Here is a 24,026-nt window from a genome sequence, read left to right on the forward strand (position 1 = left end):
TCTTCCGGAGAACGAACATGATGGACATCGACCGCACCGCACCCGTCGTCGTCGAACTGAGCCGGAGCGTGCACGCCCCGCTGGAGACGATCTGGCGCCTGCACACCGAGATCGGCTCCTGGCCGGCATGGAACGCGGGCATCGACACCGCAGTCCTGCACGAACCTCTCGCCCCTGGCGCCTCCTTCGACTGGACCACAGCCGGCCTTGACATCCGCTCCACCGTCGCCGAACTGACGCCGATGCGCCGCATCGTCTGGGGCGGCCCCGCCCACGGCATCACCGGCATCCACGTCTGGGAATTCGAGGAGACCGCCGAGGGCGTACAGGTCATCACCCGCGAGTCCTGGGCAGGCGCCCCCGTCGAGGCGGCTCCGCAGGCCATGCACCAGGCGCTCGAGGAATCGCTCGTGGCATGGCTGAACGTCCTGAAGGCCACCGCGGAGAACGGGAGCTGAACCCCGGCACGACCCGGCCGGACCGGAGGCGCATGGCCGTCATGCCCATGCGCCTTCCCGGCTGCCGTCCGCCCGCCTCACCTGCACTCCGTGCAATCCGCTACGACGCCAATCCTCCGCCGTACACCCCCACCCCGCGGAAGGCCCAACCGACCATGACCACCCCCCCCTCGCCGCCCGGCCGCTGACACTCCCCGACCGCCTGGGAACCGCCGGACTGCTGGCGCTGGCGTCCTGCGAGCTTCTCGCCCACCCGGTGCTGCAAGGCCGGCCGAACCCCGGCATGGCCGCACTGGCCGTCCTGCCCCTCACCGCAGCCGTCGTGACCTGGCGGCGCGTGCGCTGGGCACCCATCGCCTCCCTCCTTGCCGTCGTCGCTGTCATCGCCACCCGCACGGCCGGCCTCTCCTTCGACCTCACCCGGCCGGGAGACCCCCTGTACTTCACCGCCGCTCTCCTCGAACTCGCCGCAGTCGGCGCGGTAACCGGGCCAGTAGCCGCCACGCTCCTCAAGCGCCGCACCTCCGCCCTCACCGGCGGCCCGGCCCTGGCCGCAGCCCTCGCGCTGAGCGCGGGGCACCGACCCCGCCGTGCCCTCCGACACCCCTTCCACCTCCACAGCTACCCCGTCCAGGTAATCGACCGGGACGGCAAGCCCGAGCCCTTCCGCGCCTGGCGCGACACCGTCAACATCCCCGCGGGAACCACCGTCCGCCTCGCCGTGCCCTTCCGTGGCGAGGCGGGCCGCACCGTCTACCACTGCCACATCTCCGCGCACGAGGACCTCGGCATGATGGGCATCCTCGAAGTCGCCGAGAGAGACGCCCCGCCGGATGAAGGACCCGCGTCCGGCAGGTGATCCTCCGAGCCGCAGCTGCCCTGCCCGCCTGCCAGTAGTCCTGCCCTGACCGCGGCGGCCGCCTGCCTGACTCTGGGGCTCGGCGCGCAGGCCGCGGACGAGGGCAACGAGGGGAGGCGTCAGCGGAGAAGGCGATGCACCAGCCGGGGTGCAGGGGGCTGTGGGTTGGCCGCCGGCTGCGGTCAGGTCCGCCCATGCGGTCGGACGTATCGGATCGCATGGGCGGGTGCCCGCATCGTCTGCGCGGAGGAAAGAGCGGGGAGTCGCGGGTGCGGCACCCCGCTCCCACGGTCCGGAGATCAGACCCAGGTACGGAGAGTCGTGGCCAGGGGCTCGGTGGGGTGGCCGATCAGCCGGGCGAGGTCGCCCGAGGTAGGGGCCATAGCACCGTCACGCATGTTGGCGTTGAGCGTGACCATGAAGGCTGCGGTCCCCTCGTCGAGACCGAACGCGAGGAGCTGCTCGCGCTCCTGCTCGCCGGTGAGCGCCTGGTAGCGCACCTGCGTGCCGAGCACCTCGGCCGCGGTGGCGGCGAACTCCTCGAAGGACCAGGCGGTGTCGCCGGACAGCTCGTACGCCTTGCCCTCGTGGCCGGGCGTGCTCAGTACAACGGCAGCGGCCTCGGCGAAGTCCTTGCGGGGCGCGGTGGCGATGCGGCCGTCGGCGATGCTGTTGGCGACGACGCCGCGCTCGCGCGCTCCGGCGAAGTCTTGCTGGTGGTTCTCGGTGTACCAGCCGTTGCGCAGGAAGGTCGCGGGGATGCCGGAGGCGGTGACGAGTTCCTCGGTGGCCTTGTGGTCGGCGGCGAGTTCGAGGATCGTCGTCGGCGCTTCCAGACCCGAGGTGTAGATCAGGTGCGGCACGCCGGCCTGGCGGGCGGCGTCGATCGCGTTGCCGTGCTGGGCGACGCGGTCTCCGGGGCCGAAGGAGACCAGGAACAGCTTGTCGACGCCGTCGAGCGACTTGGCGGTGCCGTCGACGTCGTCGAGGTCGACGGCAGCGGTGCGCAGCCCGCGTCCGGCGAGTTCGGCGAGGCGCTCGGCGTTGCGGCCGAGGGCGAGGACGTTGCCGGCGGGGACGCCTCGTGCGATGAGGGCGTCGATGGTGAGGACGCCGAGCTTGCCGGTGGCGCCGATGATCGCGATGGTCATGGAATTCCTCGTTCCGTGCGGGGCGGGGTTCAGTTGCTGATGGCGGGGGCGCGGCCGATGTAGGTGTCGTCGTCGACCTGGGCGGCGGTGAGGGCGGCGATGTCGGCGCGGCTGACGGCGAATCCGAGCTTGTCCGTGCCGAAGAAGCCGACGCGCACCTTCAGCTGCTTGGGGGTGTTCTTGGGTGCGATGAAGCGGATGATGGTCCAGTCGAGGCCGGACTGTTTGATGAGGTCGCTCATGCCGGTGATCTCGTCGTAGGCCCGGCGCATGAAGGTGCGGGGCATGAAGCCGATGAGCCGGGTGACCGGGGTCGGCTTCTCCTGCGGGTCGAGGACCGCCGGGGTGGCGTGGCCGATGTAACGGCGCACCTTGTGGTGCTTCATCGCGTCGACGATGTTGCGGGTTCCGGCGACGAGCGGCGTGCCGGTGGCCTTGCGGTCCATGCTCGGACCGAGGGCGCTGATCACGGCGTCCGCGCCAGCGACGGCCGAGTCGATGGCGTCCTTGTCGGACACCTCGCCGATCACGACGCGGACGCGGTCGCCCCAGGTGGCGGGGACCTTCTGCGGGTTGCGGGCGTAGGCGGTGACCTGGTGGCCGCGCTCCAGGAGCTCGGTGACGGTCAGGGCGCCGATCGCGCCGGTGGCACCGAACACGGTGACGTTCATACAGGATCTTCTTCCTTGGGGCTCACGAGGTTCAGGAGGCGAGGACGTGGCGGACGGATGGGGCGACGAGGTCCCCGAACCGCTCGATGGACGCGCGGACCATCTCGGGCGGCATGCCGCCGATGTCGACCTGGCCGAGGAACCGGTCGACCCGAGTTCGGACTTCAGGTCGAGAATCTGCTGCGAGATTTCCTCGCCGAACAGGGCAAACGGTTCGGCGAACGCGCTGCGTCCGGCAATGATCTCCGCCCGTCCGTGGCTGACGAGGTCGAGCGTGGCGAAGCCCTGGAAGACGCGTACCGGGTCGAGCACGCTGAGCACGGTCGCCGTCGTGGTCAGCTTGATGCGGCTGGTCGACCTCGCGATCGCGGCGTGCACCACCGCCGGGGAGGGCACGGTGAACTGCCTGGTGTGGTGCTCGCCGATCCCGAAGACGTCCAAGCCGTGCTGCTCGGCCAGGACTCCGTACCCGATGATGTCGTCGGTGCGGCCGGCCGCCGTGTCCGGGCTGCCGGGAAGTATGTCGCTCAGGGAGAAGACGCCGAGTTCCATGGGTTTCCTCGAACTTCTTCGGGTGCGGTCGCGAGGCCGGGGCGCGGTGGGTCAGGAGCAGGCGACAGTGATCTTGCCGAGGGTGCCGTTGGTGAAGGCGGCGAACGCCTTGTCGACCTCGTCGAGGGAGTAGGTGGAGGTGACGGGCACGGTGAGGGTGCCGGTCGCGGCCTGGTCGGCGAGGGTGGTGAGGGTGGCCGGGTCGGGGTTGGCCATGATCGGGTGGACGGTGATGTCGATGCCCTCGACGGCTTCCTGGGTCAGGCCGACGGTCGAGGCGAGGAGGCCGCCGGGGCGGACGAGGCCGGCCAGGGCGGTGCCGTCGCCCGCGAGGTGCAGGACGGCGTCGACGCCGCCGGGAGCCAGGGCGCGTACCTGGGCGACGAGGTCGCCGGTGAAGTCGACGACCGCGATGTCGGTGTCGTGGAGGCCGGTGACGAAGTCGGCTTCGGCGCCGGGGCGGGCGGTCGCGATGACCTTGGCGCCACGGGCGGCGGCGATCTGGACGGCGATCGCGCCGACCCCACCGGTCGCACCGGACACCAGGACGGTCTGGTCCTTGGTGACGCCTGCCGCGTCGAGGCTGTTCAGCGCGGCGGTCCCGGCCAGTCCGAGTCCGCCGGCGTCCTTGACGTCCAGGCCCTCGGGGATCGGGGCGACGCCGAAGCCGGCGTTGACGGTGACGTACTCGGCCAGCGCACCACCGCCCAGGTAGGGCTTGAGGGCCACACCGAAGACCGCGTCGCCGACCGCGTAGCCCTCGACGCCCTCGCCGAGCGCGTCGACGGTACCGGCGAAGTCCATCCCGGCCACCAGCGGGAACCGGTGCTCCATCATCCCCTGCAGGTGACCGCCCAGGACGGAGAGGTCGAAACCGTTGACCGAGGAAACGGCCACCTTCACCAGCAGCTCGCCGGCCTCGGGGCGCGGCGTCTCGGCCTCGGCGACGACGGGAGCGGAGGGAACCTCATTCAGCGTAAGAGCACGCATGGCACAACACCTTCCTAAAGTGGAACGGCCTACCCGTTTCCACGACCACCACCATAACAACTGAAGTGGTACGCGTGTTCCACTTGGGTAGGATGGCGGTATGACTCCCTCCACAGACCCCGACGCGCCCCAGGGTGAGCAGCTCAAGACGAGCTTGCGCAGTGACGCCGAGCGCAACCGCGACCGGATCCTCACGGCGGCGCGCCGGCTCTACGCCCGTGAGGGTCTCGGTGTGTCCATGGCCTCCGTGGCCCGGGAGGCGGGCGTCGGCAAAGCGACCCTCTCCCGGCGCTTCGCCACCAGGGAAGAACTCATCAACGCCGTTTTCGCGGACCGGATGGACGCGTATGCCGCATCCGTCACCACGGCTCTGGCGGACCCCGATTCCTGGCGCGCGTTCACCGGCTACCTCTACGCGATCTGCGCCATGCAGGCGGCCGACCGCGGCTTCGCCGACGTGCTGACCATGACCTTCCCTGCCGCCAAGGCGCTGGAAGCACGCCGGGCCGAGGCGTACAACGACGTGCTCGCCCTCATTTCGCGGGCCCGGGAAACGGGTTACCTGCGCGAGGACTTCACCGACCGGGACATCCCCATCCTGCTGATGGCCAATGCGGGTGTCGTCAGCGCCGCGGGCGACGCCGCCCCGGATGCGTGGCGGCGCCTGGTCGCCCACATGATCCGTTCCTACGCGACTCCCGACGCCCCCGTGCCCCCCATGCCGGAGGCGCCCTCGCCCGCGGCCCTCTACCGGGCGATGGTCCGCCTGACGCGAAGCCACCCGATCGCCGTGTGACGAGCGGGCTCCGCGATCCGACAGGAGTTCCGCTTCCGGCAAGTGGAACACGCGTACCACTTCAGTTGTTAGGGTGGCAGACATGGAATCGGGCAGGCCGTTCCATTTTGAGAGAGCGCGGGACCGCCTGATCCGCGTGCGAGGTCCTGGCACACCGCCCGCCGGTACCCATGGGCCGGTCCCACCCAGAGCAACGGAAACAGGAACACGTCATGACCTTCGAACTCGGCGTCTACTCCTTCGGCAATACGCCGCGTCTGGCGGACGGCAGCCGTGGCCCGACCGCTCACGCCATCCGGGACGTGCTGGAGGCGATCAAGCTCGCCGACGAGGTCGGACTGGACTACTTCGGAGTGGGCGAGCACCACATGCGCGCGATGCCGCTGTCCTCGCCGACCTCCGTCGTCAACGCCGCCGCGGCGTCCACGAACCGGATCAAGCTCAGTACCGCCGTCAGCGTCCTGTCGACCGACGATCCCATTCGCGTCTTCCAGCAGCTCGCCACGGCCGCGGCCATCTCGCCCGGCCGGATCGAGACGGTCGCCGGGCGTGGCTCCTCCGCCATCACCTTCCCGCTGTTCGACCACAGCGAGCACGACTACGACATGCTCTACGCCTCCAAGCTCGAACTGCTGATGGCGGTCAACGCCGGCGAGAACGTCTCCTTCGACGGTCCGCACCGCAAGCGCCCCCTCCAGGACGCGACCGTCTTCCCGCGCCCCGAACAGCCGTTGAAGATCTGGCTGGGCACCGGCGGAAGCCCCAACTCCGTCTACCGCGCGGTCGAGCTCGGCCTGCCCATGTTCCTCGGCATCCTCGGCGGCACCCCCGAACACTGGGCCCAGTACGGCCGCGCCTATCGCGGCGCCTGGGAGGAGGCCGGCCACCCCGCCGAACAGGCCGACATCGCCGTCGCCGTCCACGGATTCGTCGCCGACACCGGCGAGCAGGCCCGCGCCACCTACCTGGAGTACGAGCACCGCATGATGGCCGAAGGCATGGCCGAACTCGGCCGCCCGGCCCCGCCGCGCGCCGACCGGGCCGCCGCCTTCGGGTCCGACGGCATGGTCTTCGTCGGGAGCCCTGACGAGATCGCCGACCGCATCCTCCACCTCCACGGTCTGCTCGGCCACAGCCGCCAGATCCTCCAGATGGACGTGGGCGGCATGCCCCAGCGTGACTACCTGCGCGGCATCGAACTCCTCGGAACCAAGGTTCTGCCCCGGATCCGCGCCGAGCTCCAGGATTCCTGAGCCGCAGACGACGCCACCGAACCCGATCTCCCCGCGGCCTCGCAGGGCGGTCGGGTTCAGGTGGTGTCAGCTCCGCCCAAGCAGGGTGACCAGGAGTGCGTCGCGCAACTCCTCCAACGCGCCCTCACCGGCCTCGTGCGACACGTTCCGCAACAGGCGGAGCTGCCCGTGCAGACCGCTCCACAGAGGTTCACCGACCGCGCGCCACCGGTCGAGCAGTTGTGCCATGGGACGGCGCGGTACGCCCTGCTGCGGGAGGCCGGCCCTGATCCCGGAGAGCAGGTCGTACCAGTGCGGCACCTCGGTCGCGAGCCCGCAGTACGTGGCGACCGAACGCGCAGCTGATCCAGGAGCCGGGCCGGCGGCGTAAAAATGCCGACTCGACGGGAGAAGCCGTCCACGGGGGAAGCCGTCCACCGGCCCGTGCGCCTCGAGCCGGTTTCACTGCTGTGCGCGCGGTCAGATCGTTGCGATGGCCAGTACCAGCGGTGCCACGGAGACGAGCATGATGACGGCCGGCGCGCCGACTCCCTTCTTGTCGCCCGCGCGGAGATGCGTGATCACGGCGCCCAGGAAGTAGAGGACGACACCGATGGCGGCCGCGATGCCCAGCGGCCGGTAGGCGATGCCGACGAGCAGGCCCAGAGCGCCCGCGATCTTGATCAGGCCGAGCGGCACGAACCAGCTGTCGGGAACCCCGAGCGTCCTGAGGTTGTCCGTGATCTTCGGGTCGCGCGTGATGTCGCCGCGGGCCGAAGCGAGCAGCAGCAGGGACAACAGGATGGCGACGACGACATAGGCGATGAACATGCAGAACTCCGGAAGGGAATGGGGACGGGGACCGCTGAGGGGGCCCAGAAACGTCCGGGGAGGCGGTACGAGAAAAGATGTACCCCGGCAGATAATGTAAGTGGTTCAACGATTTGCGGCAACCGACTCTTCAGCGCCTTGCTACGGTCGGATCATGGCCCGCGAACAATCCGGCGGCATCACCCCCGCCACCCGCGCTCCCGTCAGCTCCACCGCCGGTGGCGACGCCCCCGAGCCAACCGGCCCGGAGTCCCGGCTTTCCCTGCTCCTGGCGCGGCACGGAGGCGTCACCGAAGCATGGATCCGTGAGGCGCTCACCACCTCCGGAGTCACCCCACGCCACGCCGTCGTGCTGATGCACCTCAACGACGGTCAGCTCGGTCAGCGTGATCTCGGGGCACGTCTGTGCGTGGATCCCAGCGTCCTGGTCACCCTTCTCAACTCGCTCGAGGACCGCGACCTGGTACGACGGCGCCGTGACCCGGCCGACCGACGCCGTCACATCGTGGAGATCACCAAAGCGGGCGCGGCTGCCGTCACCAAGATCGACGCCGCCATCAGCCGTGTCGAGGACGAACTCCTGGGGGACCTCACGCCACAAGAGCGCGACACCCTGCGCGCGCTCCTGGCCCGCGTCCGCACCACTCACGACGGCGACTGTGACGGCGGGGGCGATCCGGCCACGGACTTCTGACGACGAGGTGCTGAACCGCAGATACGTTCAGCTCCGCGCCGGTGTGGAGGATTGATCGGGCGGCGTCGGCAGTGATCTTCCTGGAGGCAGGCAGCCGACGACGTCAGTTCGGCCCGCGTGCTGGGGATGCGGTGTGGCGAACACCCAACCGATCCCCGTCCGAGCGGGATCGAGGAGGATGCGGCCGGACGGAGGCGTCACTCTTATGGGTTCGAGTCCCACCCGCCCCACCAGTGTCACCCTGAGGAACTTTCTGACCTGCGGAAACAGGTTCTCTGGGGTCATTTTGCGTGTGACTGACGGTTCGCGGGGTGTGGCGAACGTGGGCCCCCGTACAGCGATGGCGGTCCTTGAACGGCTTTGACCCGGACCTGGCAGCGGCAGCCGCACACAGCCCATGAGCACACGAAGCGCCTGACCGTCGGAGCACCGACCCGGCAGTCCTCCGGCAGGACCTGCTGACAGGAGGGCAATACGGCTAGCCGTCAGGCGGACGCCCGCTCAGGGGGGAAGGACCCACACCTGTCGGCGGCGCCCGGCGGGCGGATCCGGGCCGGGACTGGTGTGCTGGTCGGGGCGCCCCCACCCGTACAGCGGAGAGAGCCGGATGAGAACCTACCGCGTGGTACCGCCGCCGACTCCGATGCCCGTCAACAGGGACTGGCGACAGGTCGCCCGGGCCCTCCCGCGCCCGCACCTCCGCGCCCCGGCCTCCCGGTGAGCACACACCCGCAGGTGAGCCCCCCGCCCCGGCGCCGGACGCTCGACCTCCTTGTGATGGCCGATCCGGGGTGGCCGACCGAAGTCGCCGAGCGGCTCAAGGAAGACCTCGCCGGTCTTCTTGGCGAGGCGCCGCCGGACGTGGACTGGCGGGTGACGGTGGTCTCGAGTCCTCTGGGCGTGATCGCACAGACGGACCTGCCTCGGATGATGTACGCGCTCAATGAACGTCTGCAGGGCAGGACGTGGGACATCGCGGTGTTCGTGACCGACCTGCCCTATCGCGACAAGGCCCGGCCGGTCGTGCTGATGCTGAGTCCCTCGGAGCAGATCGCCCTGCTGTCCCTGCCGTCGTTGGGCATGTTCCGCATTTCCCGGCGGGTGCGTGAGGCGGTGCTCGGAGCCATCGGTGAGCTGCTCCCGGCGAAGCTGGGCGAAACCTTGCTTCCACGTCGGATCCAGTACGCGGGAAAACGGCGGTACTACGTTCTCCCCGGCATCTGGGGCCGAGCGCGACTGCTGGCCGGAATGGTTCGGGCCAACCGGCCCTGGCTACTGTTCCTCGGGCTGTCACGCGCGCTCGCCGGCGTCTTCGCCACCACTGCCTTCGGACTGATCAGCAATGACGTCTGGCAGGTCAGCCGCCATCTGGACGCTGCCCACGACGCCTTTCTCACCTTCGCGTCCATCACCGCCGTGGTGGCCTGGCTGGTCATCGATCACGAGCTGTGGGAACGGCCGAGCGGGGAGATGGCCCGGCATCGGGCACGCCTGTACAACGTGGCGACGATCATGACGCTGTACGTCGGTATCGTCTGCCTGTACGCCGTGCTGTTCCTGCTCGTCACCGTCACGGCGGTGTTCCTGCTCACCCCCGAGACGGTTCGGGCCACCGTCGGGCAGGAGCCGAGCGCAGGCTATTACCTCTCTCTCGCCTGGTTCATCACGTCCATGGGCACGGTGGGCGGCGCCCTGGGCGTCGGACTGGAGGACGACAGGGCGGTACGCCAAGCCGCCTATGGCACGCGCCAGCGGCAGGGGCAGCGTCAGGACACCGACTGGCCGGGAACGGACTGAGACTCGTTCCTCCCGGGCTCGCGGACGAGGTTGCCCTCCTGAGCCCGGTGTTCATGGACGAGCCGGACAGCCATGGCGCCCTCGCCCGCGGCGGAGGCGACCCGCTTGACCGATCCGCTCCTGACATCACCCGCGGCGAAGACGCCCGGCAGGGTGGTCTCCAGCATCAGTGGTCCGCGCCCGAGCGATTCCCAGAGACTCTGGTCGGCCGATGACCGGGCATCGGCGCCGGTGAGCACGAATCCGCGGGGGTCCAGCCCGACTACGCCCTTCAGCCATTCGGTGTGCGGCCGGGCGCCGATGAAGACGAAGAGGGCACGTGCCGGAAGTTCGCGCCGGTCGCCGGACTCGGTGTGCTCCACGGTCAACGATTCCAGGACCCCCTCCCCGTCGACCTGGCGCACTTCGGTGCGGGTCAGCACCTCGACCTTCGGATGGCGTGTCACCAGGTCCACGAGATAGCGCGACATGTCCTTGCCGAGGTCGCCACCGCGGACGAGCAGATACACCTTCGGCGCGTACTCGGCGAGGAAGAGCACCGCCTGTCCTGCGGAGTTGCCGCCGCCCACCACGGCCACGGGGTCCATTCGGCACAGATTGGCTTCGTGGAGCGTGGCGGCGTAGTAGACGCTGGTGCCTTCCAGCCGGTCGATACCGGGGACTTGCAGCCTGCGGTAGCGCACTCCCGAGGCCAGGACGATGGTGCTGGTCCGCATCTCGGAGCCGTCCGTGAAGGTGATGGCGTACCGCCCGTCGCGTTGTTCGAGTGCGGTGGCCTCGGCGGGGACGGTGATCCGGGAGCCGAATTTGCGGGCCTGGAGCACCGAGCGTTCCATCAGTTCACCACCCGATATCCCGGACGGGAAGCCCAGGTAGTTCTCGATGCGCGAGGAGGTGGCCGCCTGGCCTCCGGTAGCTATGGCGTCGACGGTGACGGTGGCGAGGCCGTCGGATGCGCCGTAGACGGCGGCAGCGAGTCCGGCCGGACCGGCGCCGATCACCACCAGGTCGTATGCGCCGGAGTCGGGCGCAGAGGAGGGGAGCCCGACGAGACGCGCGAGGTCCGTGATGTCGGGATTGCGCAGTACCTGCTCGCCTCTCCAGATGACGACCGGCGTCTCGACCGGGCGGATGCCGAAGCGGCGCAGCAGCGCCTCGGCTTCCGGGTCCTTCTCCAGGTCGATCCATCGGTGCGGAAGCCGGTTACGGGCGGCGAACTCGCGCAGCCGCAGGGTGTTGGGTGAGTAACGCGAGCCCAGGATCCGGAAGCCGGCGCCCAGGCCGATGAGCAGGGAGCGGCGCCCCAGGTAGGCGCGCAGCACCAGGTCTCCGAGGACCGGATCACGTGCCACCAGGGCCTGTTGCCGCTCCACCGGGACCGCGAGGACCTGGCCGGGCACACGCACGATCGCGGTGTCGAATGCGGGCTGCCCTTCGAGCAGGCCGAGTTCGCCCAGGAACCGGCCGGGGCCGTGCATGGCCACGGTGCGTTCGTCGGGACCGCCGTAGTCGTGGATGATCTCGACCATCCCGCTGGCGATGGCAAAGAACTCCTCGCCCGGCTCGCCCTCGCGAAACAGCACCTCGCCCTTCTGCGTGGGACGGTGCTCGCCATGCTGGCTCAGCGCTTGGAGCTGTTCCGACGTCAGCCGGGGGAAGGCGCCGAACCGGTCGGGGGTTTCGGCGATCGTCCCGTCTGGGTCCTCCGTACCCGCGCTCATCAGACCATTGCCTCGTGGACGTAGCACCAGCGCCAGTTCTCCCCCGGTTCGAGGGGCCGCACAATGGGGTGGCCGACGTTGGCGGCGTGCAGTCGGGCGTGCTTGAGCGGCGAGGAATCACAACATCCAACGTGACCGCAGGTCAGACACAACCTGAGGTGTACCCATGGGGAGCCCAGACGCAGACACTCCTCGCAGCCCTCGGGTGTGCGTGGCGTCACCGGGCGTACGAGCGACAGGTGCCAGTCGCTTTCGGTGGTCATGATGATCGTCCTTCCCTTGACGAGCGGCTCAGCGGCGCCCCGCGAGGGTGTCCTCCACCCATTGGCGCAGTGTGCTGGCGGGAGCGGCGCCGGCCTGCCGCGCTATGACCTTTCCCCTGTCGAGAAGGAGCAGGGTCGGCACGGCCTGCACCTGGAACCGTTGGGACAGCTGGGGAGCCTGGTCGACGTCGACCTTGACGAGCTTGATCTTTCCTGCGAGCTCGCGAGCGACCTGTTCCAGCGCGGGACTGACCCTGCGGCATGGACCACACCAGGTGGCCCACAGGTCGACGAGGACGACGGGCGCCGCCTGCTCGGCGATCTCCGCGAAGTCGTCATCGCCGGCATCCACGATCCAGGGCAGTGAAGCCCCGCAGTTCCCGCACTGCGGGCGTCCCTCCGCTGCTGCCGGCACCCGGTTCTTACGGCCACACTTCTCGCAGGCGACCGTCTTGCTCCGGTTCGTCGTCACCGTTCTCACGCAGCCATTCCATGGTCTGCCCGGGCCGGCCCGTCGTAGGTCACGACCAGTTCAGCGTTCTGGGCGTCGACCCGGATCGCCGAGCCGTCCTGCACATCGCCGCGGATCAGCGCCCGCCCGACGAGCGTTTCCACTTCATGGGAGATGAAGCGGCGCAGCGGCCGTGCCCCGTAGACGGGGTCGAAGCCCTGCTGGGCGATGAGCTCCCGGGCCTGTTCGGTGAGCTCGACGGTGACCTGGCGTTCGGCCAGGCGCCGGCGCAGGTCGTTGAACTGCAGCTCGACGATGTGCTTGATCTGCTCCATGCCCAGCGGCTTGAACAGCACGATGTCGTCGACGCGGTTGAGGAACTCGGGACGGAAGTGGCTCTGCAGCTCACCCATCACCAGGGCCCGGGCCTCGGGTTTGATCTCGCCCTCGGCGCTCGCCCCGTCGAGCAGATGCGTCGATCCGATGTTGGAGGTCATGATGACGACGGTGTTGCGGAAGTCGACAGTGCGGCCCTGGGCGTCGGTGATCCGGCCGTCGTCGAGTACCTGGAGCAACGTGTTGAAGACATCGGCATGTGCCTTCTCCACCTCGTCGAACAGGACCACGGAGTAGGGCTTGCGGCGGACCGCCTCAGTGAGTTGGCCGCCCTCCTCGTAGCCGACGTATCCGGGCGGCGCCCCGACCAGCCTGCTGACGGTGTGGCGTTCCTGGTACTCGCTCATGTCGAGGCGGACGATGCTCTCTTCGGAGTCGAACAGTGCCGCGGCGAGCGTCTTGGCCAGTTCGGTCTTGCCGACGCCGGTGGGGCCGAGGAAGATGAACGAGCCGATGGGTCGGCGCGGGTCGCGGATTCCGGAGCGGGCTCGGATGATGGCGTCGCTGACCAGCTTGACGGCCTCGTTCTGACCGACCACGCGTTCGGTGAGGATCTCGTCCAGCCGCAGCAGCTTCTCCCGTTCGCCTTCCTGCAGTCGGGTCACCGGGATGCCCGTCCATGCGGCGACTATCTCGGCGATCTCGTCTTCCGTGACGACCTCGCGCAGGAGCCGGGTTTCGCCCTGCTTGGCGGCGAGCGCCTCCTCTTCGGCGGCCAGCCGGCGTTCGAGCTCGGTGAGTGTGCCGTAGCGCAGTTCGGCGGCGCGGTTGAGGTCGTAGTTGCGCTCGGCCTCCTCGGCGTCCTGACGCACCTGTTCCAGTTCCTGACGCAGTTCCTGGACCCGCCGGATGGCCTGGCGTTCGGCCTCCCACTGGGCGTTCATGGCGTCGGCCTCGGCACGCAGGTCGGACAGTTCGCGCCGGAGCTCTTCCAGACGTTTGCGGCTGGCGGGGTCGGTCTCCTTCGACAGGGCCGCTTCCTCGATCTCCAGGCGGGTCACCCGGCGGGTGCTTTCGTCGAGTTCGGCCGGCATGGAGTCGATCTCGGTGCGCAGCCGTGCGCAGGCCTCGTCGACGAGGTCGATGGCCTTGTCCGGCAGGAACCGGTCGGAGATGTAGCGGTGGCTGAGGGTGGCAGCGGCGACGAGCGCGGTGTCCTGGATCTTCACGCCGTGGAAGACCTCAAGGCGTTCACGCAGGCCGCGGAGGATGGAGACGGTGTCCTCCACGCTCGGCTCGTCCACCACGACCTGCTGGAAGCGGCGCTCGAGGGCGGCGTCGGATTCGACGTGCTTGCGGTACTCCTCCAGCGTGGTGGCACCGATCATGTGCAGCTCACCGCGGGCGAGCATCGGCTTGAGCATGTTGCCGGCGTCCATCGCGCCCTCGGCGCCGCCACCGGCCCCGACGACCGTGTGGAGTTCGTCGACGAAGAGCAGGATGCGTCCCTCAGCGGCCTTGACCTCGCTCAGTACGGCCTGCAGTCGTTCCTCGAACTCACCGCGGTACTTGGCACCTGCCACCAGCGAGCTCATGTCGAGGGAGAAGATGGTCTTCTCGCGCAGCCCCTCGGGCACGTCGCCGCGGACGATCCGCTGTGCCAGGCCTTCCACGATGGCCGTCTTGCCGACGCCCGGATCTCCGATCAGCACGGGGTTGTTCTTGGTTTTGCGGCTGAGGATCTGCATCACCCGGCGGATCTCCGCGTCCCGGCCGATCACCGGGTCCATCTTGCCGTTCCGCGCCTCGGCCACCAGATCGCGGCCGTACTTCTCCAACGCCTCGTACGCACTCTCCGGCGTGGCCGAGGTGACACGCTGGTTCCCTCGGATCCGGGTCAGCGCGGACAGGAAGGAGTCCTTGGTGATGCCGTGTTCCTTGAGCAGGCGCCCCGCCGCGGTCCTGGATCCCTCGTCGGCCAGTGCCAGGACGAGGTGCTCCACGGACACGTATTCGTCCTTGAGGCGCTTGGCCTCCTGCTCGGCGGTGTCCAGCAGCTTGGCCAGCCGCTGGGTGACGTATACCTGCCCGGGTGTGGCGCCGGGGCCGGTCACCTTCGGTCTGCGTGACAACTCGCTCATGAGCGAGGCGCGCAACGCCTCCGTGTCGGCGCCGGCTTGGTCGAAGAGCCGTGGAACCAGACCCTCCGGCTGGTCGAGGAGCGCCAGCAGCAGATGCTCGCCGTCGACCTCGGTCTGGTCCATCCGGCCGGCGAGCGTCTGCGCTTGCTGAAGAGCTTCCTGGGACTTCTGGGTGAGCCGGTTCATATCCACGATTCATCACTCCTAGAGCCGGCGTTGCTGCGCCTCAACGCGGCCTCCAGTTCGCTGATCCGGTCGAGCAGGTCGAGCACCAGACCGAGGGATGCGTAATTGAGGGGGAGCCCGGCACGTAGCCGTTGGATCCGGGCGAGCGCGGCGGGGGCGGTCGGTTCGAACCACAGCCGCTCCTCGTCGTCCCGCGTGGCGTCGACCAGGCCGAGTCTGACGAACCGCTCGACGAGATCGGGGTGGAGTCCGGAGCGTCGGGCCACGACGTCGAGGCTGAGTCTGTGAACCGGCACGATGGCGTAGTTGCGGACAACGACATTCAAGGGCTGCTGCGGACCTGGGGCCGTCGTCCGGCGATACCCGGCCTCCGGCCCGGCGGCAGCACGCCGCGGATCTTGGGTCATCCTGGCTTCCTCGGGTCGAAGGTGGAGACGGCAGCCAGCTCCTCGAAGAGCTCACGCTCCCGGTCGGTGAGTTCGGGCGGCACCATGATGCGGACCTCCGCGTAGAGGTCTCCGTCGGTGCCACGGGGGTTGGGCATGCCCTCGCCGCGCAGCCGCAGCCGACGGGCGCTGGAGGAGCCCTTGGGCACGGTGACCTTGGCAGTTCCGCCGGGCGTGGGAACCGGTACCGTCGCGCCGAGCGCCGCCTCCCACGGCGTCACCGGCACCGCGACATGGATGTCCCGTCCCTCCAGGCGGAATCGCGAGTCTGGTTTGATCCGTACACGTAGGTACAGATCCCCCGGAGGGCCGTAGCCCCTCCCCGTTCCGCCTTCCCCGGCCAGCCGGATGCGCTGCCCGTCGATCACACCCCGGGGAATGTTGACGTCATAGGTCCGCTGTCCGCCGAGCCCGGCGAGGGTGACGCTGCGGTGACCGCCGCGGTACGCCTCCTCGACACCGAGCTGAATCTCGGCCTCCTGGTCGGCGCCGGGTACCGGCCCCCCGCGCCGGCCGCTGTCTCCGCCGCTGAACATTCCTCCGAAGAGGTCCTCGAAGTTGACGCCGGAGCCGTCGAATCCCTCGCCGTAGTCGAACCGGACCCCGCCGCCGTCGCCGCCCCGGCCGGACGAGCCACGGCCACGGGCTCCTGCCCCTGCGGCCACCCGCTCGTCCCAGTCCTCCGGGATCTGCCGGAAGTCTTCGCCGAAGCGGTCGTAGCGACTGCGGGTCTTGGGGTCGGACAGCACGCTGTAAGCCTCGTTGAGTTCCTTGAAGCGCTCCTCGGCCTGCGGATCCTTGTTGATGTCGGGGTGGTATTTGCGCGCCAGTCTGCGGAAGGCCTGCTGTATTTCGTCGGAGCTCGCGTTGCGCTGCACCCCGAGCACGTCGTAGTAGTCCCGTGACATGGTGCGTCACTCCTGCCGCTTGGTGACCATGACGGCTGCAGGACGCAGCTGTTGGCTGCCCTCGCCGTACCCGGGACGCAGGATCCGGACCACGGTGTTCGGCTCGGCATCGGGGTCCTCGACGGTGCCGACGACCTCGTGCCTGGCTGGGTCGAAGGGCACGCCGGTCTCCTCGTAGCGGGGGTACCCGAGTCGGCCGAGCACGTCGACCGCCTGGTCGCGTACAGCTTTGACGCCCTCCAGTACGGCCGACATGTCGGCTCCGGCGTGTGTGAGCGCCAGGTCCAGATTGTCGATCACGGGCAGCCAGGCCGCCGCGGTGCGGGCGCGTTCGGTACTGCGTTCGCGCTCCAGTTCCTTCGCGTGACGCTTGCGGAGGTTGTCCAGGTCCGCGAGCGCGCGGCGCCAGCGGTCCTGGAGTTCGTCGAGGGCTGCGGCGTGGTCGTCCACCTCCTGCTGCTCCGGGGGCGGGGCCTGGGTCAGCTCCTCCTGGGGAGTGGTCGGCTCCTGTTCGGTGGACATCACCGCACCTCAGCTCTTGTCGAATTCGGCGTCGATCACGTCGTCGTCGGATCCGCTGGAGCTGCTCGGCCCGCCCTCTGCCGCGGAGCCTGCCGTGGCCTGGTCCTCCGCGGACGTGCCCGCGCCTGCCTGGTGGGAGGCCAGCGACGCGTGGATCTGCTGGAGCTCGGAGGTCAGCGACCTGACCCTGTCGAGCGGCGCTTCCTGCTTGACGGCTTCCCGGGCGTCGGTGACGAGCATCTCGGCACGTGCCCTCTCGTGCGCGGGCGCGGCGTCGGCCAGTTCGTTCAGCCGGCGTTCGACCTGGTAGGCAACGGCGTCCAGTTCGTTGCGGGCGTCCACCGCCTCGCGCAACGCCTGGTCGTCGCCGCGGTGCTCTTCGGCTTCCCGGACCATCCGCTCGACCTCACTCTGGTCGAGGTTGGAGCCCTCGCTGATGGTGATGCCCTGCTCGGCGCCGGTGTTCTTGTCCCGTGCGGTGACGTTCAGGATGCCGTTGGCGTCGACATCGAAGGTGACCTCGATCTGCGGCTCACCGCGGGGCGCGGGCCTGATGTCCTTGAGCTGGAAGCGCCCGAGGACACGGTTGTCCTTCGCGAGCTCACGCTCGCCCTGCAGGACGACGATGTCGACGGCTCCCTGATTGTCCTCGGCGGTGGAGAAGGTCTCCGTGCGCCGGACCGGGATGGTGGTGTTCCGCTCGATGAGTGTGGTCATGACACCGCCGCGGGTCTCCACACCGAGCGACAGCGGGATGACGTCGAGCAGCAGGACGTCCTTGACGTCGCCCTTGAGCACCCCGGCCTGGATCGCGGCTCCCATGGCCACGACCTCGTCGGGGTTGACGCTCATGTTCGGGTCCTTGCCGCCGGTAAGCCGGCGGACGAGGTTCTGGACGGCGGGGATGCGTGTGGAGCCGCCCACCAGGATGACCTCGTCGATATCGTTCTCGCTGATCTTGGCGTCGGCCATCGCCTGCTTGACCGGTTCCATGGTTCGCTCGATGAGGTCCTCGGTGATCTGCTCGAACGTGGACCGCATGACCGTCTCGGTGAGATGCTTCGGTCCGGCGGCGTCCGCAGTGATGAACGGCAGGCTGACCTGAGTCTGAGTGACCGAACTGAGCTCGGTCTTGGCCTTCTCGGCGGCCTCGAAGAGTCGTTGCAGGGCCTGCGGGTCGTTCCGCAGATCGATGCCGTTGTCCCGTTGGAAGCTGTCCGCCAGGTGGTCCACCAGTCGCCGGTCGAAGTCGTCACCGCCCAGGTGACTGTCGCCCGCGGTCGACCGGACCTCGACCACCCCGTCGCCGACGTCGAGCAGGCTGACGTCGAAGGTGCCGCCGCCCAGGTCGAAGACGAGCACGGTCTCGTGTCCCTTCTTGTCCAGTCCGTAGGCGAGGGCCGCCGCTGTGGGCTCATTGATGATGCGCAGGACCTCAAGGCCCGCGATGCGCCCCGCGTCCTTCGTCGCGGTGCGCTGGGCGTCGTTGAAGTAGGCGGGGACGGTGATGACGGCTTCCGTCACCTTCTCGCCCAGCTGCTTCGCGGCATCGTCGGCGAGCTTGCGCAGAACCAGTGCGCTGACCTCCTCCGGCGCATACAGTTTGCCGCGCACCTCGAAGCGGGCATTGCCCTGCTCATCTCCGACCACGTCGAAGCCGACGGCCTTCGCCTCGTCGGATATCTCGTCGTAGCGGCGGCCGATGAACCGCTTGGCCGAGTAGATGGTTCCCTTGGGATTGAGGATCGCCTGGCGGCGGGCCAACTGTCCGACGAGCCGTTCGCCCGCGTCGGTGAAAGCGACGACCGACGGAGTCGTGCGGTTGCCCTCGGAGTTCGGGAGAACCGCCGCCTCACCGCCCTCCCACGCGGCGATCACGGAGTTGGTGGTGCCGAGGTCAATCCCGACTGCCTTAGCCATGAGGTACTCCTTCGTTACACATGGGCTGACGGTCCTGCATGCACACGGCCCCTTCTCCGGACGACACGCGGCACCACCGGATCACTGCTGACCGCTTCAGTCTCACCGCCGCGGGTGCCCTGCGGCCTGCGCCTGCTAGGCCGAAATCTCGACGCGATCTCGGCCTGACAGGACGAGCGCAGAACGGGACATCCACGGACAGGGTCCAGATATGTGAGTAACGTGGAGTTTCAAGGCTTATTCACCCAGGAAGGTCCCGGCACCAGTCATGGCCACGACCTCGGGCACCGCCGGTAGATCCACCCGGAACACCGGGGGCCGTGAGCATCTGGCGAGCGTGTTCAGCCTTTTCGTGCTCTCGATGATCATGGATGACGGGCCGGACGAGCGTGAAGTGCTGACGCTGGCGCTCACTGCCGTGGGCAGCCTCGGTCCGTTCCGGGCCGAGGCCGCCTACCTCACCCTCGACGGGGGCCCCACCCGAACCCCCGCCGACTGGCCGCACGCAACCCCCCACATCGATGCCCAGGTCAAGAGGGTGAGCGGGCGGGACGGGCCGGTCACGCTCCCGGACCGGGCATGGGGCTGGAACTTCGCACTGCGCGGCAAGGCCGAGAGCATCGGACACCTGGTGGTCAGCGCTCCGTCACAGCCCACGGGTGACGAGTGTTTTCTCCTGCGGGTCCTGGCGCAGCAGACCGCGGTGGCCCTGACACATGCCATGACCCGGCGGACCGAGCGAGCCGGCGCACAGCAGCTCCGGAAGGTGAACGAGGACCACTCGGCCACGAACGCCCGGCTCGCCACGTCCCTCTCCGAGCTGGAGCATCAGCGTTCCGTCCACGAGATGCTCAATGACGTCTCCGCGAACGATGACGGCGTACAAGGCATCGCCGGGGCCCTCCACCGGCTCACCGGCTACCCGGTCGCCATCGAGGACCGCTTCGGCAATCTGTGGGCCTGGGCAGGCCCGGGCCCGCCCGACCCCTACCCCAAGTCCGAGGCGGCCCCGCACGAAGAGCTACTCCAAGGGGTGGCCCGCCGACTGCGGCCGGTGCGGATGGGGGAGCGGCTCATCGCCCTGGCCCGGCACCGTGGCGAGGTCCTCGGCACCGTCGCCCTGATCGACCCCGCGGCGAGTACCGGCGAGCAGGAGCAGTTCGCCCTCGACCACGCCTGCACCGTGCTGGCCCTGGAACTGGCCCACCTGCGCAACCTCGCCGAGGTGGAACTGCGGCTACGGCGCGAGCTGGTGGACGATCTGATCACCGGCACCGACGACGAAAGCGCCTACGCCAGGGCCGCCGCGCTCGGCCACGACCTGCACCGCCCGCACTATCTTGCCGCGGTGCAATGGGTGGGCCAGCCGGCTGACGACACCTTCGTGCAGGCGATCGGCCGGGCTGCGGCCGGGTTGTCGATGCGGTCAATGCTGGTCAGACGGTCCGGGATGGCCGTCCTGGTCCTACAGGGCCGTCCCCGGGCGACGGCCCTGTACGAGGCAGTGGCCGGCGAACTGGGCTCGCCCACCGGTTCCATCGGTGTGGGCGGACGCTGCGACACCCCGAGCGAGATCTCGCGCTCGTACCAGGAGGCGCTGCGCTCTCTGGAAGTCCGTCAGCACTCGCGGTCACCGCACGGCGCCACCACCTTCGACGAGCTGGGCTTCTATCGCATCCTGGGGCCGGGGGGCAGCTACCGCGAGGTCGAGCAGTTCGTCCGTGAGTGGCTCGGGCCGCTCCTGGACTATGACGCCGCACACCACTCGGACCTGGTCCAGACCCTCTCCCAGTACTTCGAGTGCGGCGGCAACTACGACGCCACGTCCGGCGCCCTGGCCATCCACCGCAGCACTCTGCGCTACCGGCTCCAGCGCATCCGCGAGGTCAGCGGTACGGACCTCGGCGACGTCGACAACCGGCTGAATCTGCACGTCGCCACCCGGGTGTGGAAAGTTCTGGGTGGATGACCCTGATCAGGAGACGAGCGATGCATCGACGGACAGCGGAGACCCTCCGGGCATCCGTCGCTTCGGTGAGCGGTAGTCCGCTGACTGCTGGTGACCATGTCTGCGCCCTGTACCGGGGCCGCGCCGAGCGGGACCGGCTCGTGGCACCGTTCTTCGCGGACGGTCTGGACAGGGGACACACCTGTCTCTTCCTGGCCGCGGAGGGAGAGGGCCCCACCTTCCGCGACGTCCTGACCGCGGCCGGGCCCGCCGGCGGCCGGGGTCTGGAGAACCTCCAGATCAAGGGCCCGACCGAGTACCTGCAGAACGGGACCTTCGACGGAGACCGCACGCTGGCCCGGATGTACGCCTGGTCCGACGAGACGTTCCCGGGCGGCAACGGCGCCCTCGCCCGGCTGGCAACCGATATGAGCTGGGCCCGGCCCCTCGTGCAGCTCTCCTTCGTCCGGGCACTCGTCCGGTACGAGGTGAACGCGACGCGCTGGCTGCGGTCCTATCCCCAGGTGGGCATGTGCATGTACGACCTGGACGTATTCCGCAGCGATGTGATCCTTCCCCTGGTCAAGGCCCACCCGCTGGTCTGGCTCAACGGCATGATCATGGAAAATCCGTACTGCCCGGCGCCCGGAAAAGCGCCCGGCGCGACGGCTGCCGCCGGAGGCTGATCGGCCCGCTCAGATGCCCTGCCGCGGCGGTCGGGCCGATACGTCGTCCTGCGCTCCCTCTTCCATGTCCGCTCGTGCCTGTCGATCCTGCCGGACCGACGCCACCTCCCGCTCCAGCGGCGACGTACCGATGGCGGTCGTCAGCTCCTCAAGGGCCCGGAGCACGAGTTCGGCACCGCGCCGCACCACCGGAGCCGGGCTGTCCTCGGCGCTCTTCCAGGCGGCGAGCGCCTCCTCGACGCGGTCCCAGGACGGGGTCAGCCGCTGACGTACCTCCCGTGCCGCCTGCGCGGTGTCCGCCCTCAGGGACTCGGCGAACCGCTCGGCGTCGGGGACAGGCCGCGTCCCCCGCGCCGGCAGATGGGCCTCCAGCAGCATCGCCGCCCGCCCCAGCGATTTGAGTGCTTCCCGGGCATCCTCTGCCGCACTGCGGCTCAGTCCACGGAGCTTGACGGGCTCCCGCTTGGCCCGGTCGAAGGCCTCGTCCCACGCTGCCTCCGCCGCACGGCTTGCGAGCAGGGCCCGCCGCACTTCTGCACGGTGCCGGTCCGCCGGATCCGCGTAGGCGGCGATCACCGCCGCCGTGTAGCGCCCGCTCGCGGCGAGCCAGTCCGCGAGCCGGTCAAGCAGCCGCGGGGTCTCCCAGGCCGGGAAAACCATGTAGGCCAGCATCGCGAGCGCACCGCCGATCAGTGTGAGCAGCACCCGGTCCGGCACGGTCTGGTGCCATTCCTCGCCCCCCATCCCGAGCAGGAAGACGACATACGCCGCCACAAAGGACTGGGAGACCGCGTACCCGGTGTGCATCAGCAGGTACAGCAACGCGGCCGAGCACACGGCCAGCCCGCCGGACAGATACGGGCCGGGATCCAGCAACTGAACCACCCCGGTGGCCAGTCCGACACCGATCAGAGTGCCGACGAACCGGGCCACAGCACGGGCATAGGTCTGATGGAAGTCGGGTCGCAGCACCATGACGGAGGTGATCGGCACCCAGTAGCCGTGTCCCAAAGGGAGCGCCGTACCGAGCAGATAGCCGAGGGAGGCCACCACCGCCAGGCGTACGGCGTGCCGGAGGACCGGCGAGTCCCGCACGAGTTCGTGACGCATCGAGCGCAGGACGGTCGGCATCATCCGGAGCACGGTCGGACGCAGCAGGGGCGAGGCGCCCGGCTTCCCGGGGGCAGGGGTGTACTCCGCGTGGCTGTGACCGCACTCCGCGGTCTCCACGACCTCGCCGAGCAGGTCGACCAGCCGGGACGCGGCCGCCCTCGCCGGACCCTTCAGCACCTCGTCTTTTGCTCCGGCCCGTAGCGCCTCCATGGCCGGGGCGGGTACCTGGGCCGGGGCACCGCGGCGGATGGACCGAGCGGCGGAGTCCAGGACCTCGGCGGCCGTGGCCAGCAGTTCCCGCGCCCGGTCGCGTTCCGGGCCCTCCGCCGGTGCGCCTACCCCGGGGTCGGCGAGCGAGGCCAGGACCGGCCGGATGCGCTCGGCCAGGCCTCGGGGGCCGTGCAGGGCAGCGGGCCGCGTGCGTGCCTGCAACGGCGTGACCGCGGCAGCGTCCCGAGCCGTCATCATCGGCTCCGGGTCGAAGCGGGCCGTGGGATCGTGCCGCAGCCGCCGGGCATAGTCCGCCACGGCGGCGAGGGCGTCGGCGAGCGCGTCCCGGTGTGCTCCCCATCGGCGGATCGGGACCAGCAGGATGAGTGTCGCCTGCACCACTCCGCCGATGGCGATGATCGCGGCGTGCTCCGCTGCCTCTCCGATGCTGGTGGGCAGGGTGACGGTCACCAGCATGATGCCGACGGTGGTGGTCGCGACGATCCCGGCGGTCGGGCTCGCGGCCCAGGCCACCCCGGCGAGAAACGCCCACACGGCGAGCAGTGAAAGGAACGCTACGAGGTGTGCCGCCGCGACATAGCCCAGGAAGGTACTGAGCGACAGACCGGCACCGGCAGCCAGGGCGAGCACCTTGCGCGGGCGCCAACTGCGCTGGAACGTGGCGGTGCCGGCCGAGAACGCGCCGAACGCCGCGGAGGCGGCGGAGGCCGGGGAGGAAAGCCACAGAGAGAATCCGATCACGATTGCGAGACCGGCCGCCGCGCGCAGCGCGACCAGGGGTTCGAGCCGCGTGCGTTCGACCGTCAGCCCGGAACGCACGACCTCCATCAGCGCCCGCGGCCACGTCACGGCGCCGAGCTTAGGCCGAGGCCGGGGCCGTCCGCGTCAGCCGCACCGAGCCCCGGACCCTGGATCGGCGCCGCGGTCTTTGACCAGCACTCGCATCGCGGCGGCCTTCGACATCCCAAGATGCGCCACGTCGCCGAACTCATCGTGGAGTGGGCCCGGACGGAGCACCTCCCGAGCGTGGCCTTGTCCACGAGAACGCCACAAGCTGGAACGCGGCATGGCGACGCGCGTGATCCTGCGCTCCGAACCCGGCTGATTGGTGCTCAGCCTTTCG

22 protein-coding genes are annotated in these 24,026 nt (G+C 69.4%); 8 read left to right on the forward strand and 14 right to left on the reverse strand.

Annotated elements, in window-relative coordinates:
• Nucleotides 1-17: 17 nt before the first annotated feature.
• Together ABZ434_RS23270 and ABZ434_RS23275 are read left to right on the forward strand one after the other, a co-directional pair.
• Nucleotides 18-458: an SRPBCC family protein gene (locus ABZ434_RS23270; protein WP_359140046.1), complete on the forward strand. Its 441-nt coding sequence runs from the start codon at nt 18-20 to the stop codon at nt 456-458.
• 283 nt (nt 459-741) lie between these two features.
• Nucleotides 742-1,317 carry a multicopper oxidase domain-containing protein gene (locus ABZ434_RS23275; protein ID WP_359140049.1) on the forward strand — a complete coding sequence of 192 codons (576 nt, stop codon included), beginning with the start codon at nt 742-744 and terminating at the stop codon, nt 1,315-1,317.
• A gap of 299 nt (nt 1,318-1,616) precedes the next feature.
• Here the strand turns inward: ABZ434_RS23275 and ABZ434_RS23280 are convergent, their stop codons facing one another.
• The 3 genes from ABZ434_RS23280 to ABZ434_RS23290 are packed head-to-tail and all read right to left on the reverse strand — an operon-like array spanning nt 1,617 to nt 4,681.
• The gene (locus ABZ434_RS23280; RefSeq protein ID WP_359140052.1) at nt 1,617-2,468 is read right to left on the reverse strand and encodes an SDR family oxidoreductase; all 852 of its coding nucleotides are present in this window, start codon (nt 2,466-2,468) and stop codon (nt 1,617-1,619) included.
• A gap of 29 nt (nt 2,469-2,497) precedes the next feature.
• Nucleotides 2,498-3,691, reverse strand: coding sequence for an LLM class flavin-dependent oxidoreductase (locus ABZ434_RS23285; protein ID WP_359140055.1), 1,194 nt, complete (start codon nt 3,689-3,691; stop codon nt 2,498-2,500).
• 51 nt (nt 3,692-3,742) lie between these two features.
• Nucleotides 3,743-4,681: an NADP-dependent oxidoreductase gene (locus ABZ434_RS23290; RefSeq protein ID WP_359140058.1), complete on the reverse strand. Its 939-nt coding sequence runs from the start codon at nt 4,679-4,681 to the stop codon at nt 3,743-3,745.
• Nucleotides 4,682-4,781: 100 nt separating this feature from the next.
• Between ABZ434_RS23290 and ABZ434_RS23295 the strand changes: the two genes are divergently transcribed.
• Both ABZ434_RS23295 and ABZ434_RS23300 read left to right on the forward strand, forming a co-directional pair.
• Nucleotides 4,782-5,477 (forward strand): helix-turn-helix domain-containing protein, encoded by a 696-nt coding sequence (locus tag ABZ434_RS23295; RefSeq protein WP_359140061.1) that lies wholly within the window; start codon nt 4,782-4,784, stop codon nt 5,475-5,477.
• Nucleotides 5,478-5,689: 212 nt separating this feature from the next.
• Nucleotides 5,690-6,730: an LLM class flavin-dependent oxidoreductase gene (locus ABZ434_RS23300; RefSeq protein ID WP_359140064.1), complete on the forward strand. Its 1,041-nt coding sequence runs from the start codon at nt 5,690-5,692 to the stop codon at nt 6,728-6,730.
• Nucleotides 6,731-6,796: 66 nt separating this feature from the next.
• On the opposite strand, the gene ABZ434_RS23305 is transcribed toward ABZ434_RS23300, so the two are convergent.
• The gene (locus ABZ434_RS23305; RefSeq protein ID WP_359140066.1) at nt 6,797-7,030 is read right to left on the reverse strand and encodes a hypothetical protein; all 234 of its coding nucleotides are present in this window, start codon (nt 7,028-7,030) and stop codon (nt 6,797-6,799) included.
• 159 nt (nt 7,031-7,189) lie between these two features.
• The gene (locus ABZ434_RS23310; protein ID WP_359140069.1) at nt 7,190-7,540 is read right to left on the reverse strand and encodes a DoxX family protein; all 351 of its coding nucleotides are present in this window, start codon (nt 7,538-7,540) and stop codon (nt 7,190-7,192) included.
• A gap of 154 nt (nt 7,541-7,694) precedes the next feature.
• Here ABZ434_RS23310 and ABZ434_RS23315 point away from each other — a divergent pair, with 154 nt between their 5' ends.
• Complete coding sequence (locus tag ABZ434_RS23315; RefSeq protein WP_359140072.1) at nt 7,695-8,234, forward strand: MarR family winged helix-turn-helix transcriptional regulator; 540 nt, start codon at nt 7,695-7,697, stop codon at nt 8,232-8,234.
• Nucleotides 8,235-8,969: 735 nt separating this feature from the next.
• Entirely contained in the window at nt 8,970-10,031 is a 1,062-nt protein-coding gene (locus tag ABZ434_RS23320; protein WP_359140075.1) for a hypothetical protein, read from the forward strand.
• Here ABZ434_RS23320 and ABZ434_RS23325 read toward each other — a convergent pair.
• From ABZ434_RS23325 to dnaK, 8 genes are all read right to left on the reverse strand, one after another.
• Nucleotides 10,001-11,752, reverse strand: coding sequence for an FAD-dependent oxidoreductase (locus tag ABZ434_RS23325; RefSeq protein ID WP_359140077.1), 1,752 nt, complete (start codon nt 11,750-11,752; stop codon nt 10,001-10,003). The genes ABZ434_RS23320 and ABZ434_RS23325 overlap by 31 nt on opposite strands.
• A complete protein-coding gene (locus ABZ434_RS23330) occupies nt 11,752-12,015 on the reverse strand; it encodes a UBP-type zinc finger domain-containing protein (RefSeq protein ID WP_359084181.1) in 264 nt (87 codons plus the stop codon). The genes ABZ434_RS23325 and ABZ434_RS23330 overlap by 1 nt, the downstream gene beginning before the upstream one ends.
• A 28-nt stretch (nt 12,016-12,043) precedes the next feature.
• On the reverse strand, nt 12,044-12,487 hold the full coding sequence (gene trxA, locus ABZ434_RS23335) for a thioredoxin (RefSeq protein WP_359140240.1): 444 nt from the start codon (nt 12,485-12,487) through the stop codon (nt 12,044-12,046).
• 5 nt (nt 12,488-12,492) lie between these two features.
• Nucleotides 12,493-15,135 (reverse strand): ATP-dependent chaperone ClpB, encoded by a 2,643-nt coding sequence (clpB, locus tag ABZ434_RS23340; RefSeq protein ID WP_359140080.1) that lies wholly within the window; start codon nt 15,133-15,135, stop codon nt 12,493-12,495.
• A complete protein-coding gene (locus ABZ434_RS23345; RefSeq protein WP_359140083.1) occupies nt 15,126-15,455 on the reverse strand; it encodes a chaperone modulator CbpM in 330 nt (109 codons plus the stop codon). Before ABZ434_RS23345 ends, clpB begins: the two co-directional genes overlap by 10 nt.
• Before the next feature lie 77 nt (nt 15,456-15,532).
• Complete coding sequence (locus ABZ434_RS23350; protein WP_359140086.1) at nt 15,533-16,483, reverse strand: DnaJ C-terminal domain-containing protein; 951 nt, start codon at nt 16,481-16,483, stop codon at nt 15,533-15,535.
• 6 nt (nt 16,484-16,489) lie between these two features.
• Entirely contained in the window at nt 16,490-17,005 is a 516-nt protein-coding gene (locus ABZ434_RS23355; protein WP_359140089.1) for a nucleotide exchange factor GrpE, read from the reverse strand.
• A 9-nt stretch (nt 17,006-17,014) separates the two neighbouring features.
• Nucleotides 17,015-18,925 carry a molecular chaperone DnaK gene (gene dnaK / locus ABZ434_RS23360; protein WP_359140092.1) on the reverse strand — a complete coding sequence of 637 codons (1,911 nt, stop codon included), beginning with the start codon at nt 18,923-18,925 and terminating at the stop codon, nt 17,015-17,017.
• A 268-nt stretch (nt 18,926-19,193) separates the two neighbouring features.
• Between dnaK and ABZ434_RS23365 the strand changes: the two genes are divergently transcribed.
• The gene (locus ABZ434_RS23365; RefSeq protein WP_359140097.1) at nt 19,194-20,894 is read left to right on the forward strand and encodes a helix-turn-helix domain-containing protein; all 1,701 of its coding nucleotides are present in this window, start codon (nt 19,194-19,196) and stop codon (nt 20,892-20,894) included.
• A gap of 20 nt (nt 20,895-20,914) precedes the next feature.
• The gene (locus ABZ434_RS23370) at nt 20,915-21,559 is read left to right on the forward strand and encodes an MEDS domain-containing protein (RefSeq protein WP_359140100.1); all 645 of its coding nucleotides are present in this window, start codon (nt 20,915-20,917) and stop codon (nt 21,557-21,559) included.
• A gap of 9 nt (nt 21,560-21,568) precedes the next feature.
• Here ABZ434_RS23370 and ABZ434_RS23375 read toward each other — a convergent pair whose 3' ends face one another.
• Nucleotides 21,569-23,752, reverse strand: coding sequence for an FUSC family protein (locus ABZ434_RS23375; protein ID WP_359140103.1), 2,184 nt, complete (start codon nt 23,750-23,752; stop codon nt 21,569-21,571).
• Between the last annotated feature and the right edge of the window lie 274 nt (nt 23,753-24,026).

The organism is Streptomyces sp. NPDC005761, assembly GCF_040630635.1.
GTDB lineage: Bacteria > Actinomycetota > Actinomycetes > Streptomycetales > Streptomycetaceae > Streptomyces.